15 protein-coding genes are annotated in these 15096 nt (G+C 66.9%); 2 read left to right on the top strand and 13 right to left on the bottom strand.

Annotation, left to right across the window (positions count from 1 at the left end; all coding sequences use genetic code 11):
* Window positions 1–22 precede the first annotated feature (22 nt).
* Together M1D97_RS12565 and M1D97_RS12560 are read left to right on the top strand one after the other, a co-directional pair.
* Window positions 23–1522: a SulP family inorganic anion transporter gene (locus tag M1D97_RS12565; protein WP_456268068.1), complete on the top strand. Its 1500-nt coding sequence runs from the start codon at window positions 23–25 to the stop codon at window positions 1520–1522.
* An 82-nt stretch (window positions 1523–1604) separates the two neighbouring features.
* Window positions 1605–2462, top strand: coding sequence for a universal stress protein (locus tag M1D97_RS12560; RefSeq protein WP_456268067.1), 858 nt, complete (start codon window positions 1605–1607; stop codon window positions 2460–2462).
* Between the two features lie 105 nt (window positions 2463–2567).
* Here M1D97_RS12560 and M1D97_RS12555 read toward each other — a convergent pair whose 3' ends face one another.
* The 13 genes from M1D97_RS12555 to M1D97_RS12495 form a co-directional block, all read right to left on the bottom strand.
* Window positions 2568–3035: an excinuclease ATPase subunit gene (locus tag M1D97_RS12555; RefSeq protein ID WP_456268066.1), complete on the bottom strand. Its 468-nt coding sequence runs from the start codon at window positions 3033–3035 to the stop codon at window positions 2568–2570.
* A gap of 97 nt (window positions 3036–3132) precedes the next feature.
* Entirely contained in the window at window positions 3133–3732 is a 600-nt protein-coding gene (locus M1D97_RS12550; RefSeq protein WP_456268065.1) for a class I SAM-dependent methyltransferase, read from the bottom strand.
* Window positions 3733–3817: 85 nt separating this feature from the next.
* On the bottom strand, window positions 3818–4540 hold the full coding sequence (fabG, locus tag M1D97_RS12545) for a 3-oxoacyl-ACP reductase FabG (RefSeq protein WP_456268064.1): 723 nt from the start codon (window positions 4538–4540) through the stop codon (window positions 3818–3820).
* Window positions 4541–4597: 57 nt separating this feature from the next.
* Window positions 4598–5050 carry an ApeP family dehydratase gene (locus M1D97_RS12540; RefSeq protein WP_456268063.1) on the bottom strand — a complete coding sequence of 151 codons (453 nt, stop codon included), beginning with the start codon at window positions 5048–5050 and terminating at the stop codon, window positions 4598–4600.
* Complete coding sequence (locus M1D97_RS12535; RefSeq protein ID WP_456268062.1) at window positions 5040–6218, bottom strand: beta-ketoacyl-ACP synthase; 1179 nt, start codon at window positions 6216–6218, stop codon at window positions 5040–5042. Before M1D97_RS12535 ends, M1D97_RS12540 begins: the two co-directional genes overlap by 11 nt.
* Window positions 6215–6814 carry a DUF3261 domain-containing protein gene (locus M1D97_RS12530; protein ID WP_456268061.1) on the bottom strand — a complete coding sequence of 200 codons (600 nt, stop codon included), beginning with the start codon at window positions 6812–6814 and terminating at the stop codon, window positions 6215–6217. The genes M1D97_RS12535 and M1D97_RS12530 overlap by 4 nt, the downstream gene beginning before the upstream one ends.
* Window positions 6811–8097: an NAD(P)/FAD-dependent oxidoreductase gene (locus M1D97_RS12525; protein ID WP_456268060.1), complete on the bottom strand. Its 1287-nt coding sequence runs from the start codon at window positions 8095–8097 to the stop codon at window positions 6811–6813. Before M1D97_RS12525 ends, M1D97_RS12530 begins: the two co-directional genes overlap by 4 nt.
* Window positions 8098–8101: 4 nt before the next feature.
* A complete protein-coding gene (locus M1D97_RS12520; protein ID WP_456268059.1) occupies window positions 8102–10423 on the bottom strand; it encodes an MMPL family transporter in 2322 nt (773 codons plus the stop codon).
* Window positions 10424–10425: 2 nt separating this feature from the next.
* Entirely contained in the window at window positions 10426–11013 is a 588-nt protein-coding gene (locus M1D97_RS12515) for a LolA family protein (RefSeq protein WP_456268058.1), read from the bottom strand.
* A 55-nt stretch (window positions 11014–11068) separates the two neighbouring features.
* On the bottom strand, window positions 11069–12031 hold the full coding sequence (locus M1D97_RS12510; RefSeq protein ID WP_456268057.1) for an LpxL/LpxP family acyltransferase: 963 nt from the start codon (window positions 12029–12031) through the stop codon (window positions 11069–11071).
* A complete protein-coding gene (locus tag M1D97_RS12505; RefSeq protein WP_456268056.1) occupies window positions 12028–12813 on the bottom strand; it encodes a glycosyltransferase family 2 protein in 786 nt (261 codons plus the stop codon). Before M1D97_RS12505 ends, M1D97_RS12510 begins: the two co-directional genes overlap by 4 nt.
* A complete protein-coding gene (locus tag M1D97_RS12500) occupies window positions 12810–14537 on the bottom strand; it encodes an AMP-binding protein (RefSeq protein WP_456268055.1) in 1728 nt (575 codons plus the stop codon). Before M1D97_RS12500 ends, M1D97_RS12505 begins: the two co-directional genes overlap by 4 nt.
* On the bottom strand, window positions 14534–15088 hold the full coding sequence (locus tag M1D97_RS12495; protein ID WP_456268054.1) for a hypothetical protein: 555 nt from the start codon (window positions 15086–15088) through the stop codon (window positions 14534–14536). The genes M1D97_RS12500 and M1D97_RS12495 overlap by 4 nt, the downstream gene beginning before the upstream one ends.
* Between the last annotated feature and the right edge of the window lie 8 nt (window positions 15089–15096).

Genomic DNA, 15096 nt, shown 5'->3' with positions numbered 1-15096 from the left:
ACCGCAGAAGGGAAAGATGAGCATGATGGGCTCAATAAAACAGAACTGGTTTTCCAACGTGCGCCCCGATGTGCTCTCGGGGCTGGTGGTGGCGCTGGCGCTGATCCCCGAGGCGATCGCCTTTTCGATCATCGCCGGCGTTGACCCCCAGGTCGGGCTGTACGCCTCCTTTTCAATGGCCGTGGTGATCTCGATTGCCGGCGGCCGCCCGGCGATGATCTCGGCCGCCACCGGCGCCATGGCACTTTTGATGGTCACCCTGGTGCGCGATCACGGCCTTGAATACCTTTTTGCCGCGACCATTCTGACCGGCATCCTGCAGATCCTCTGGGGCGTGCTGAAACTGGGCAGCCTGATGCGCTTCGTCTCCCGCTCGGTGGTGACCGGGTTCGTCAACGCGCTCGCCATTCTGATCTTCATGGCGCAGCTGCCGGAGATCACCGGCGCCAATGCCACGCCGACGGTCTACGCCATCATGCTCGGTGGCCTTGCCATCATCTATCTCTTTCCCTATGTGCCGAAGGTGGGCAAGACCATCCCCTCGCCGATGGTCTGTATTGTACTGATGACGGCCATCGCGATGACCTTCGGTCTTGATGTGCGCACCGTGGGTGACATGGGCAGCCTGCCCGACAGCCTGCCGGTGTTTCTGATCCCCGATATCCCGCTCAACCTCGAAACCCTTCTGATCATCTTTCCCTATGCCCTGACGCTGTCGGTAGTGGGGCTGCTGGAGTCGATGATGACCGCCACGATCGTGGATGATCTGACCGATACGCCCAGCGACAAGAACCGCGAGTGCCGCGGCCAGGGCATCGCCAACGTGGCGACCGGCTTTCTGGGCGGCATGGCCGGCTGCGGCATGATCGGCCAGACCGTGATCAACGTGAAGTCCGGCGGGTTTACCCGACTCTCGACCATGACCGCCGGGATCGGCCTGTTGATCATGGTGGTCTTTCTGGGGCCGCTGGTCGCGCAGATTCCCATGGCGGCACTGGTGGCCGTCATGATCATGGTCTCGATCGGCACCTTTGACTGGGGCTCGATTCGTGATCTGCCCAAAAAGCCGCTGACCACCAACATCGTGATGCTCGCCACCGTGGCGGTGACCGTGGCGACCCACAACCTGGCGATGGGCGTTCTGGTGGGTGTGCTGCTGGCGGCGCTGTTTTTTGCCAACAAGATCAGCCGCATCCTGCAGATCGACAGCACCCTTGCCGAGCAGGACGGCACCCAGCAGCGTGACTATCACGTGCGCGGTCAGGTCTTTTTCGCCTCGACCACCCGCTTTGCCGACGCCTTTGACGTCAAGGAGGGCGTGGATCGGGTACGTATTGACGTCACCCATGCCCACTTCTGGGACATTACGGCGGTTGAAGTGCTTGACCGGATTGTCATGAAATTCCGCCGCGAAGGCATCGATGTCGAGGTGGTCGGGCTCAACGAAGCCAGTCAGACCATGGTCGATCGCTTCGGCGTGCACGACAAGACCGATGGCATCATCGAGCCGGGCGGCCACTGAGCGGCGCCTTCATGATCCCGGGCGGCACTGGCGTCCGGGATGAGCCACACTCGAACAACGACACGCGTTTCGGGAGACTCCCATGAGCAGAACCATCATTGCCTGCTTCGATGATCAGGCACGCGCCGACAGCGCCATCGGTGACTACGCGGCCTGGGCGGCGCGCCGGGTCGGCGCGCCCCTGTGTCTTCTGCATGTGCTCGAACAGCAGACCATCACCCACGAGGACTATTCCGGTCAGATCGGACTGGGCACCCGGGAGCGAATGCTGGAGGCGCGCACCGAAGAGGAAGGTCGGGCCGCTCGTCAGGCCCGGGAAGAGGGCAAGCGCATGCTCGAGGCGCTCAGGACACGCCTCACGGATGACACCCTGACGCCCGAGATTCAGCAGCGCCACGGGGCGCTGGCGCCCACGCTGCGCGGGATATGCACGTCTGATGATCTGCTGGTGCTGGGTCGCTGTGGCCGCGACCACAACCACGGTGACGGCACGGCCTCACTGGGCGCGCATCTGGAGGATCTGGCGCAGCATCTGGACGTCCCCATGCTGATCGCCCCGGCACGGTTTCAGGTGCCGGCCCGTGCCATGGTCGCCCTGGACGGCAGCGAGCGCGGGCTCGAGCAGCTGTCGCGGCTGGTGCAGCGGGGCTGGCTTGAAGGCCTGGAGACGCATGTGGTGCACGTCGGCGAGCCGGCCGATTCCCGGGCGGCCGAGCGCGGCGCCGAACTGCTGAAGGCGGCAGGCCTCGATGCCCTGGCGGTGACCCTGGAAGGTGATGCCGGGCGCAAGCTGCCGGCCTATGCCCAGGAGCACGAGGTCGATCTGGTGGCCATGGGGGCCTACGGACACAGCTCGCTGCGTCGTTTTTTGAAGGGCAGCACCACCCACACCCTGCTGGAAGCCATGCCGAGCGCGGTGCTGCTGATGCGGCATATCTGAGCAGGGCGGGGGCAGCCATGCCATTGCCGGTGTCAGCAGGACCGGACGCCAACGGGGCGCCTCTCGAGGCGCCCCGTTTCAATAGCGCAATGCGCCATGCCGTGCTTACTGGCCGAGCGTGACCATGTCGCCCTTGAAGGCCACCTCGGTGATCACGTTGCCGGCGTGGCACTCATAGCGCTGGCTGTTCGGGTTGGCCCGCTGCTCGTAGTAGCTGGTGATATTGACGATGGCGTTGGCGCCGACCTGACGGGCACGCTCCTGCAGGGCCAGCAGCGACTGAAGCGCCGCCAGACGGCAGGATTCGTCATCGGTTCGAAAGGCGGCACGTACCTTGTTGGAGCTGTAATAGCCGCCGCGGCGTGTCTCGATGGCCGGATGCTGTTGATCGGCAAAGTAGAGCCGGATCGAGGGGTCGAGCTTTTCCTGCGCTTCGGGCTGGGTCATGACCTCGGCCAGTGGCTGCATCAGGAAGGTATTACGTGCCTGTGCAGGGCCTGCCGTGGCCAGCATGATCAGGGCGCCAGTCATGGCAGCCGCCATGGAGACTTTAAAGGGCAGGTGGAAGGTCATCGAACATCCTCCGGGAGGTATCAAAAAAGGCAGGGTGCACAATGTAGCCTGTCACAGGGGTTTGCGAAAGACCGTGCCATGCGCACGCCGGCGCGCCTCACTCCAGCAGCGGTTTGCGAAAGGCCTGGAAACAGTGCTGGTTGCGCGGCAGCGCCACCACCCGGTGGGCGTCCAGCCCCGGCACGTTGATCGCCTCGAGCCGGGAGAAGGCCGGAATGTCGCCGGGTGCCACCCGGTTGTAGGGCGCCCGGTCGTTCCAGCCCAGCAGCAGCAGGCCCCCCGGGCGCAGGCAGTCCACGCAGGCGCCAAAGGCCCGCTCGACATCGGTCGGCTCGTTGAGGCCCCAGCCCAGGACGCCGTTGCACAGCACGGCGTCCAGGGCGCCATCGGCAATGTGTTCACCCAGTGCGGTCAGGTTGCCCACGATATGGCGGTCGCCACCAAAGGGGCGCTTGGCCGCGTCCAGGTCAATGGTCGTGACCTCGGCGTCGCCAAGCAGGGACGGGTAGTGATGGGTATACCAGCCGCAGCCCACCATCAGTACGCGCCGGATGCTCTCATCATTTGCCAGGGCCGGCAGAATGGCGTTTTCAAACATGATGCGGTCACGGTACGGATAGCGCAGTCGAACGCCGTGATGGTCCAGCGTGCGCAGGGTGGTGGCCGTCCAGTCATACAGCGCTGCCTTGAACGTCATGCGTGGTCTCTCTGATTGTTGTCGTGACGCTATACGAAACACGCCGGGGCAGCGCCTTGCCTGAGGCCGGTCTGAAAAAGCGCGATCAGAACAATCCGCCGTTGACGGCAATCACCTGGCGGGTCACATAGCTGCTGTCGCCGGAGCACAGGAAGCTGATCACGCCGGCGACCTCCTCGGCCCGGCCCATACGCTGCATGGGCACGATTTTCCTGATGTCCACATCGACCTCATCGGTCATGTCGGTATCGACCCAGCCCGGGGCAATACAGTTCACCGTGATTTTGCGTTTGGCCAGCTCCAGTGCCAGCGACTTGCTGGCCGCGATCAGCCCGCCCTTGGCCGCGCCGTAGTTGACCTGGCCGCGATTGCCGATCATGCCGGCCGCGGAAGAGAGCACCACGATGCGCCCGGGCTTTCGACGCTGGATCATGGGCATGACCAGCGGCCGGAGCACGTTGTAAAACCCGCCCAGATCGACGTTGAGCACGCTGTCCCACTGCATGTCACTCATGCCGGGGAAGGGCGCATCCAGATGAAGCCCGGCATTGAGCACCACGCCATAGTAGGCGCCGTGCTCGGCGATATCGGCTTCCAGACAGGCGCGGGCCTGGTCGCGCTCACCGACGTCAAACTGCAGAAGCCGCGCACTGCGCCCCAGCTCGGTAATCTCGTCGGCCACCGCGCGGGCCTGCGCCTCGCTGTTGCGATAGTGAACGACGATATCGAAGCCGTCGCGGGCCAGGCGCAGGGCGGCGGCCCGGCCGATGCCGCGGCCGGCGCCGGTAATCAGGATGGTCTGTGACATGTCACGTTCCGGTAGCAGGTGAGGAAATAAAGGATCGCGCTTCAGGGGTGGCGAGCGTCACACGCCATCCCGTTGCAGCACGCTCAGACTGGCACGCGCCAGCCACCGGGTCTCCGGGTCTTCGCCGGGGCGATAGAGTACACCGTTAAAGGTGCCCAGGCCGCTGTCGGCGACGGTGTCCACATGCACCACGATCTCCAGCGGCTGATCGAATGCCAGATGATCGAGCTGCGCCTCGAAGCGGCGGGCGCCCAGCAGCATGCCCTGCCGGGGTGTGCCGCCGTCGCGGGGCTGCAGGGTCGACCAGGCGGCCGAGGCCTGGGCCATCCACTCCAGCGCCACCTGCACGGGAACGCCGTGATCGTCGGCGAAAAGCGCCGATGCCGATGGCATCACGGCTACCACGATGCGCTCGGCATCGGCATCCACGACGTGATCGAGCAGGCACATCGGCCCCTGATGCGGCACCAGCGACGCCATGGCCGGCCAGGAGGCTGACTCAGTCATCATGGCGCTCCAGGACCAGGGCGGCGTTGTTGCCGCCAAAGGCGAAGGCGTTGGAGAGTGCCACGCGCGGCTGCCCGGTCGTATTGCCGTCCACCAGCGACAGCGGCATCAGTGTCTCGTCCAGCGGTTGGTCATGGACATGTCGGGGCAGAAAGCCGTGTTCCAGTGCCAGCCAGCAAAAGGCCGCCTCGAGTGCGCCGGCCGCGCCCAGGGTGTGGCCGGTCAGCGCCTTGGTCGAGCTGGCGGGGGGCTGACGGCTGCCGAACACGTCATGCAGCGCCAGGGCTTCCATGGCGTCGTTGTGCGGGGTGGCCGTACCGTGCAGGTTGAGATAGTCAATGTCACCGGGTGTCCGACCGGCCATGGCCAGCGCCTGCCGGATGGCGGCGATGGCACCCACGCCATCCGGCGCCGGGGCCGAGATGTGGTGGGCGTCCGAGCTTTCGCCGTAACCGGTGAGCTGAACGCCGCCGGCCTCGCGGGTCACGACAAACAGCGCCGCGGCCTCGCCGATGTTGATGCCGCCTCGCTCGGCCGTGAACGGCTGACACGGCGTATCGCTGATCGCCCCCAGCGCATCAAAGCCGTGGATGGTCAGATGGCACAGGGTGTCGGCGCCGCCGGCAATCACGGCGTCGGCCTGGCCGGAGCGCAGCAGCCGGCGCGCCGCACTCAGCGCCCGGGCGCCGGAGCTGCAGGCCGTGGAAATCGTCCAGGCCGGTCCCGCAAGCCCCAGATGGGCGCGAATGAAATGCGCCGGCGCGCCGAGCTCCTGGTGGGCGTAGCGGTAGTGTTCGTCAAAGTCGTTGCCGGGGCCGGTCCGGGCAATGGCGGCCTCGGTTTCCGAAATGCCCGAGGTGCTGGTGCCCATGACCACCGCAATACGGTGCGGCGCGTAGCGCGTCAGTGCCTCGTCAAGCGGCGACCCGAGCGCCTTGAGCGCCGTGGCGATCAGCCGGTTGTTGCGACTGGCAAGCTCGACCGGCCAGTCATCGGAGGTCACCAGTGGCGTCGTGACATCGCCCAGCGCCAGCATGCGCCCGGGCGTATGGCGCTCGCTGTCGGTCAGCCCGCGCCGGCCCGCGGCCAGGGCGTCCACGAGGGTGGCGTGATCATCGCCGAGGCTGCAGATCACGGCCGGTGATGAGAGTCGGCAGGGGACGGGCGTCATGGTGTGTCTCCGGTGCCCGGCGTCTCGCCGAAGGGCGTGATGACCATGCGATAGCCGATCTGGAAGTCGGTCAGCACGTCATGGGCCTGATCGGCGGGCCGGTCAATGGTATCGATGCGGGCGATGAGGGTGTCGCCGTCGAGAATCTCGCGCACCCGGCCGTGTTCAAAGCGCTGCTCGCGCACCTGCCACGCACTGCCCCGGAAGGCCGCCTGCAGGGCCGCCTCCGACTGCAGGCTCCACGCCAGGCGCTGGGCAAACCACTCGGCCGGGAAGGGCGGCTCTTCCATGATTGACTGGGTGTAGCGCGCCCCCTGATCGTCGCGCACCAGGGTGACCAGGCGCTGGCCGGTGGGCGTGGCGATCACCACGCGCAGGCCCTCCGCGGAGAGGCGAATGACCGACAGCAGCGTCTGCGCATCGCGCGCATCGTCAAAGGGCGTAATGGTCAGTTTGCGCTTGAGCGTTTGCGCCTCGCCCTCCCAGCCGGGCGCGGTCCGGGGCGCCATGGCCGGTGCGCTGCAGCCGGCCAGCAGGGCCAGCAGCATCAAAAGGGCACCGAGTCTGGCAAGGCGTTGCGGGGGCAGTGCTGTCATGCGGCGTGTCCACACAGTTGGGCCAGGGTGTCGAGATGACGACGCGGCTGGCTGACGAAGGGGTTGTCGTTGTCCCAGGCGTAGCCTGCCAGCACGGCGCTGATCATGCGACGCAGATAGGCCGGCGGCTCGGGATGAAAGATGATGGCCGGCAGTCGGCCGTCATACCAGGCCTCCACGAAGGCGCGAAAGGTATCGATGCCGTGGCGCAGCGGCCGTTCGAAATCCGCCTGCCAGTCCGGCGTATCGCCTGCCAGCTGCGCCCTGACCAGCGGCACGGCCAGACAGGCCGAGCGCACCGCGACGGTTACACCGGAGGAGAAGATGGGATCGAGAAACTCGCCGGCGTTGCCGAGAATCGCATGGCCCGGGCCGGTGAGGCTTTTGACATTGCGGCTGTAGCCGCCCAGTGCCTCGATGGGGCGGTGCGGCGTGTCGACATCGAGCCAGTCGTCAAGCTCGTCAAAGGCCGCAAAGCAGGTCTGAAAACCCTGCGCCTCATCGATTTCAGGGCCGGTCAGGCGCGAGAGCTCGTCCGGGGCGCCGACGAAACCGGTCGAGGCGCGGCCATTGGCGAAAGGGATCACCCAGTACCAGACGCTGGCGTGCGGATGCAGCCCGATCTGGATCTTGGTGCGGTCAAACGCGTGCGTTTCGCAGGCTTCCGGTTTGAGCGACAGATGGGTAAACAGGGTCCGGCGCTGCGTCAGGTGGGTCTCTTCCAGCGTCCCCTCCAGGCGGGCCAGCACCTGCGCCAGACCGCTGGCATCCAGTACGAAACGCGCCTTCAGGCGATAGTACCGGCCCTGCTCATCACACAGGGTCAGCACCGGCGTCTGCGGGTGGCTGGTAAAGGCCGTGACCCGCTGGCCAAAGCGCACCTCGGCACCGCGCGTTTGTGCCGCCTCGATCAGGCGCTGATCGAAGTCGGCACGCTCGACCTGCCAGGCCCGGCCCGTGCCCTCGCTCGACTTGTCCTGGAAGTCGATATCCACGCGCTGATCGCCGCGGACAAAGCGGGCGCCGTTTTTCATCTGATAGCCGGCGTCGGCGATCATCCCGAAAAGGCCGGCGCGCTCGAGATCCATCAGACACTGCGGCAGCAGGCTCTCGCCGATGGAGAAGCGCGGAAAGTGCGCCGCCTCGATCACGACGACGCGATGGCCGGCCCCGGCCAGCATGGCGGCGGCGACGGCGCCTGCCGGGCCGGCGCCGATCACCGCCACTTCGGTCTGTTCTTCGGGGAGCGCGGCATCGGACAGGGGAGCGGAAAAAGTGGTCATGGCGTTATCCATCGTCATGGGTCGTGTCATGAAGCGCTGTCTGATCCCCGGGCAGACGGTGCTGTACCAGGGCCGTCAGCAGCCAGACGCCGGCCAGGCCGATCAGGGTGGTCATGCCGATGTGATGCAGTACCGGCGTGGCGCTGAAGGCCAGAAGCCCGAAGGCCAGCAGACTCGAGATGATCGACAGCGTGATCGCAAGCCAGGCGTGATGGGCTCTGGGATGTTCCTGCATGAAGATGCCGGCGTCCAGCCCGATGCCCAGTACCAGCAACAGCGCCAGCTGATGAAACAGATTGAGCGGTACGCCCAGCAGGGCATAGAGCGTCAGTACGGTCAGAATGGCACCGCCGGCCGGGGCGATCACGCGCCAGGTGCGCCAGCGATAGCGCAGGGCCAGAATCAGGGTCAGTGCCACCAGAGCGCCTGCCACCCACTGCGCGATCTGGCGGCGCAGCTGGCCCAGCACGCTGCTGATCTGCTCCACCCGGTCGACCAGCTCGATGCTGTCATCGCTGCGCGCGAGGCGTGCCAGCTGCCGGCGGGCGTGGTCATCCACCCCACCATTGAGAGTGATCATGCCGCCGACCCGGTCGTGGTCGATGTTGTCGAGCCAGAGGCGTCGGTCGCTCTCTCCCAGCGGGCTTTCGAGCCAGCGCGCCAGCGTCAGCGGCGGTGACTGCGCCAGCGTCTCCATGGCGCGCTCGTAAAGGGCCGGCGGCAGCCCCGCCGACTGATATACCTGATCGAGCTGCTGCCGATAGAGTCTGCGGGTGCGTTCGAGGTTGGCCTTCTGGCGCGATCGGGAGGGCACGTGATCGGCGAGGCTGGTATGGCTGCCCAGATGGCCCGCTTCGACCAGACCATTGAGCAGGGGATCCAGCGATTCGATCCGGCCGAGCAGGCCCTCGCTGTCTTGGGCCGTGATCAGCAGATAGACAGTGCCGGTATCGCGGCCCAGCTCGCGCTGAATCAGCGCCTCATCGCCCAGCAGCTGCTGTGAGGAGGTGTTGATCAGGCGCAGGCTGTCATCGCTTTCAAGGCGCACGCCGGCCACGGCGGCGGCCGCCAGGGCCAGCACCAGCGCCGTTCGCGGTCCGAGCCGGCCGCGCAGCAGCCCCAGCAGTCGCCAGAGCCTTTCTGCCAGGGCCCGGGTGCCAGGGGTGGCGTGGATGCGCGTCAGCGGCAGCCACAGCACCACCGTCAGCCAGGCACCCACCAGCCCGCAGCCGGCGAATACGGCCATCTGACGAAGCCCCGGCATGGGCGTGAAGGCCTGCACCACGTAGGCCATGACGCTGGTCATCAGCCCCAGCGCCAGGCCCGGCAGCATGCGGCGCAGCCGGAATTGACCGCCGGCCAGCGTGCGGGCGCACTGCAGATGCAGCGCATAATCGATGGCCACCCCGATCAGACTGCTGCCAAAGGCAATGGTCAGCAGATGAATGCCCTGAAACCACCACAGCGTGATGGCCAGCGCCAGCACGCCGCCGCTCGCCAGTGGCAGCAGCAGGGTGGCGATCGTGAGCGGCGAGCGAAACACCACCAGCAGGATGAGCAGCACCCCGATCAGTGAGCCCAGCCCGATGGTGCTGATCTCGCTTCTGGCCTGATGGGCGCCATCGGCGGCGTGAAAGACCATGCCGGAGCGCCACAGATGGGCGTCGGGATGCGTCCTTCGAAACTGCGCGAGGGCACTGGTAAGCCGGTCCTGCAGGCCGGTGTCCCAGGCATTGCCCGACAGTGTCCCGGTCATGACGACCAGTGCGCGGCCATCCACGTCGAGCGTGACCAGATCGCCCCGGGTGTCGAAGCGGGTGGAGAGCTGGCTGTCGAGCCAGCGATTCAGCAGCCCGAAGGGATCGCGTACCGGATGCTGATCGATGCCGGCAGGCATGACCAGTGAGCTCAGCGCCTGACGGCGCAGCGCGTCGGTATCGCCGCTGTCGAGGGTGGCGCGCAGCTCGTCCCCCAGCAGCCGGTAACGCGATGGCCCCAGCACCTCCAGTAGACTGTCGAGCTGATAGTCGCCCGGGCGATAGCGCAGCTCACTGACCACATCGGCGCGCTCGAGCTCGTCTGCCAGTGCCTCGGCCGACTCATCCAGCGGTTCGGCCTCCAGCAGCAGCACGAAGCGGTGGGCAAAGGGCGCGCCGAGCTGATCGTTGGCGCGGTCTATCTCGTCGGACTGGTGCGTCTCGGGCATCAGCGCCGTGATACGGGTATCAAGGCTCGCTCCACCCAGCAGTTGCCAGCCGGCAAATACCAGACAGGCGAGCAGCACCAGCCCCCACAGCAGGGCTGGCAGGCGCGTGGTGCGTATCATGATTACGGTGCCTGCCGTGAGGAAGTGTCAGTCGCCGGGTCGTCGTGGCCGGGAGGCAGCAGATGGATATCGAGCCGGTCGCCGTCGGCCATGGCCATGTTGATCTGCTCAAGGCGCTTGTCCCCGCGCATGTCGATGCTGTCGAGATAGCTGGCCAGCCCCTGCTGACGCGGGACCAGGGTGGCGTGCCAGTTCTGTTCGTCGCCCTCGAGCGTGACCTCGAAGCGATCCGACAGTGACGAGAGCCGGCCGTTGAGCAGCTGCATGATCAGCGTGGCCACCCCGGCAGGGTCATCATTGATCCGCTCGCCGTTGCGGCGGATGCCGTCCCGGGAGAGCTCCATGGTCTCTTCTACCGGGGACTCCAGCGTCCAGATCACGCGATCCCCCTGCTCGAAGCGGTAGTGGCCGCGGCCGTCGATTCGTGTCTCCAGATCGGCCAGGTAGCGGGTCTGCTCGAAGCGGCCGGTCACGTCATCCGGGGCGGCCAGATGGTCGGCCAGCGCCTCGAGGCTCATGGCATGGACCGACGCGGCCGCCAGCCACAGCGGCAGCGAGGCGATGAGAAAAAACAGTGATCGTAAGCGCATGCAACAAGCCATGTAACTCAAGCTCCTGGGCCGGCAGGACAGCGGTGTCCGTGGGCTAACGGGGTGGACGGTCGTAATGTGTTTCGGACTGCCAGAACGGGTAGAAATTGAACCACTGTAGCGGATAACGACAGCAAAAATGCTCCAGACGGGCGACGAAATGCGCCATGGTGTCCGTCATCCAGGCCTCGCGCTCCCGGCGCGACAGCCCCTCGGCGTCGCCCAGCGGTTCGAAATGCACATGGTGCGTATGCCCCTGACGGGCGCCGATCAGTAGATAGAGCGGGCAGCGCAGCAGCGTGGCGAGTCGGAAGGCGCCTTCGGGGAAGGGGGCCGGGTGACCGAGAAAATCGATCCAGCGACGCCGGGCGCCCGCCTCGATGGGCTCGCGGTCGGCGGCGATGACCACAAAGCCGCCCTCGGCCACGCGGGCCTGAAGTCGCTGGGCGGTGGCCGGGCCCATGTCGCTGACCTCGATCATCTCCACCGGCATGGGGCGGTCGATCCCGGCAAACAGCGAGTTGAAGCGTCGGGCATGCTGCGTGTGCATGACGATGCTCATTTTCAGGTCGCCGCGCCGTCGTCCCAGCGCCTGACAGATCTCGTGGCTGCCCAGATGCGTGACCACGATAATGCCGCCTCGGCCGGCATCGATGGCCGCCCGGAGCGTGTCGCGCTGCTCGATATGGATGGATTCGGGCGCAATGCGCCCGTAGAGCGCCAGCACCTTGTCCAGAATGGCGGTGCCAAAGGTCGTGAAATGGCGCACGGTGGCCAGGCGCGGCAGCGCCACCGATGGGCAGAAGGCCTTCAGGCGCTGCTGATACTGGCGTGAGGCGCGCCGTGCGACCGGTCGGCGCAGCCAGTAGTAGAGGCCGACGAAAAACAGCACGCCCTGATAGGCGCGGGCGCCGAAGCGGTCGTGAATGGCGAGCATCAACTTGATGCCCCCGAGCGAGCCGGACTCGCTGATGGCCGACCAGTGGCGTCGGGGACGCGGGCGTTGTGGTGACGTCATGAGGCGCTCTCGTCTTGCGCATCGTAAGGCGTTCGCCGTCGCCCGAGCAGCTTCGGCAATCGGATCAGCATGCCCAGCGTCAGGCGCAGGTGCATGCGCGCCATCAGAACATTGTCGCGAAACAGGCGGAAATGGGATACCCCGTCAGTGGGATAGGTGACCCGCACCGGCAGGTTGGCCACCGCATGACCGGCCCAGAACCAGCGCACCAGCACCTCGGTATCGAACTCCATGCGATCGCCGCAGCCGTGGCGCGCGAGCATGGCGTTAATGGGCGTCAGCGGATAGAGACGCACGCCGCACATGGTGTCGCGCAGTGCGGTGGACAGCGTGTTGAACCAGACCCATACGTGGGTGATGTAGCGGCTGATGAAGCGGTGCAGCGGCACGCTGTGATCAAAGCGCGGATAGCCGATCAACAGGCGCTCGGGCTGCTGCCGCGCCGCGTCGATAAAGGGCGGCAGACTCCTGTAGTCATGCTGACCGTCGGCATCGACCTGCAGGGCGTGGGTAAATCCGAGTGTCTGCGCGTGTGACAGTCCGCGGCGGACGGCATGGCCCTTGCCCCGGTTGCGCGCCAGGCGCAGCAGATGCACATCCTCTGCCTGCGCCAGCCGATCCAGCGCCGCGGCGCAGGCGGCGTGGCTGCCGTCATCGACGAGCACGATGGGCAGGCCCAGCGACGTCAGCCCCTCGCAGGTCGCCACAATGGCATGTTCATGGTTGTACACCGGCACCAGCACGCAGGGGGCAAACGCGGCGCCGTCGTGGGCATGGGTCATGAGAGCTCCCGACGGTCGGTGGCAGGGGCGACACCCGGCAGGCGCAGCTGCAGATGCTGGCCGCGATGCGAGGTCACGGTCACGGTCACGGTCAGGGCGTCATGCTGGCGACTCAGCGTCATGACGGCCCGATCGCCGGGCAGTAGCGGCGCGGGAAAGCGCACCCGGCGCATGTCGCGCCACTGATCCGGGGCCTCGAACAGGCGCCCGGCCTGCTGGCGGGCCCAGTGAATCAGGGCGATGCCGGGCACGATCGGCCGCCCCGGGAAGTGCCCCGCAAGCGACGCCAGACGCTCGGGGATTTCCAGCGTGAGGCGATACTGGTCGGGGGCCGGCGACTCGAGATCCAGCCAGCGCGGCTGGCGGCGGTCATCCAGGTCGTCAAAGAGACGCCGGGCCATGGCGTGGGTCAGCTTGCCCTGGGCGTTGACCGGCAGATGGTGCACAAAGCGCCAGAAGCGCGGCAGCACTACCGGCTCGAAGGCATCGGCCAGATGCCGTCGCAGGGCGCTGACAAGCGCGCGTCGCGTGTCATGATCATGGGCAATGCACTCGGGCGCCATGGCGACGACCGCCCCGATGCGTCCGCCGGAGTGGTCGATGGTCAGACAGCGAGCCGCCTGCACGCCGGGAAAGGTCTCGAGGTGATGGGCCAGCCCCGCCAGCGAGACGCGCTTGCCGCCAATCTTGACGATACGATCGGCGCGGCCATGCAGGGTGAACCGTGGTGGGTGCGTCTCGAGCAGCTGAATATGATCGGCCTGTTCATGCCACTGATCGGGGTCGGGCAGGCGAGCGGATTGCAGCAGCGTACGCTCGCCATCGCCGCGAAGCATGACGTCATCGAGTGCCTGCCAGGTCGTGTCCCGACCGGGCCGACGCCAGGCAATGGCGCCGCTCTCCGAGCTGCCGTAGATCTCGATGAGCTCGCTGCCCAGCAGCGCTTCGGCCTGGATCGCCGCGTCCTGATCGAGCGGCGCGGCGGCACTGAAGAGGCGCGCCGGGCCGCGCTCCGGCATGGCGATTGCGGCGCCGGGCAGACGGGAGAGCTGCGGTGGCGAGCTGATCAGGGCGCTGACCGGCATCGTCATGAGCCACTCGGCCAGCGTTTCCGGCCAGGCCACGATGGCAAGCCCGAACGGATGCGAGGTGGCCAGCGCTCTCAGGAGTCCGGCGGTCAGCCCCCAGGTGTGCTGGTGGCTGACCTGGCTGATGACGACCCCGTCGGCGAGGGGCCAGTGCCGCTCAAAGGCGGCCACTTCGGCGTCGAGCTGGCCCAGCGTGCGAGAAATGGGCGTCGGTTCGCCACTGGAGCCGGAGGTGAACAGCACCACGGCATCCTGATGGGGGGAAAGTTCAGGCGTCAGCGTCGCGTGTTCGGCCGGCGGCGGTGCCGGCCGGGCGCCCGGCAGCTCACCGAGCAGCACCAGGCGGTGTCGGCGCAGATGCGCCACGGTCTCGGGCAGGTTGTCGCCGGGCAGCCAGACCCGGTGTCCGGCGTGCCAGAGCCCCAGCAGGGCGGCCGTAAACCGCCAGGGGTCGCTGTCATAAAGGGCCACATCCTGACCGGCCGGCAGCGGGGCGTGCGCCCAGGCCCGGATGGCGTCCCACAGCTCGCCGCGGGTGCGCACCGTCTGTCCCGAGCGGGCCACGATGTCGGTGGCCCGCCCTGACAGCCAGGGGCAGTACATCAGTGAGGAGCCGGCGTCACGATGCGGGGTCATGCGTTCACCGCCCGGCGCCGCACGCGCTGGCGCACCAGCCACTCCCCCGCCATCAAAAGGGCGGCCAGGCCGTAGCTGATGGCGCCGGTGTAATACTGCCAGACGGGCAGCGGCGCCCACAGCGCCAGCACCAGCACCACCACGGTGTTGAGGCTTAAAAACAGGCCCCATAGCCAGGTGACCCGACGGGTATAGCGCACGCCGCTGGCGGGCAGGTCGGGCTCCGACAGCCGTGCCAGACGCTCGATCAGGGGTGTGGTGCGCAGGCTGCCCAGAAAGAGCAGCGCCAGCGACAGATTGATCACCACCGGATAAAGACGCACGCCCAGCTCGGCGCGGCCGCCCAGCAGCAGCGCCAGCAGGGCCACCAGCACCAGGCTCCAGCGAAGACGATGAGCGCCCGCCAGCCACTGGGCCGCTGCCAGCCCCATGAAGGTGATCAGCAGGGCCTGCACGCCCAGAAGCGGCAAAACGATCCACAGGGCCGCCGGAAACAGCATCATCGCAAGCGGTGATGACCAGTGACGTACGCCGGGTTGCCCGGCAGGCATGCCTCCCA

The sequence above is a fragment of the Kushneria sp. AK178 genome, assembly GCF_053903105.1.
Note: the sequence above shows the minus strand (reverse complement) of the source record. Positions and strands in the feature narration are given on the sequence as shown.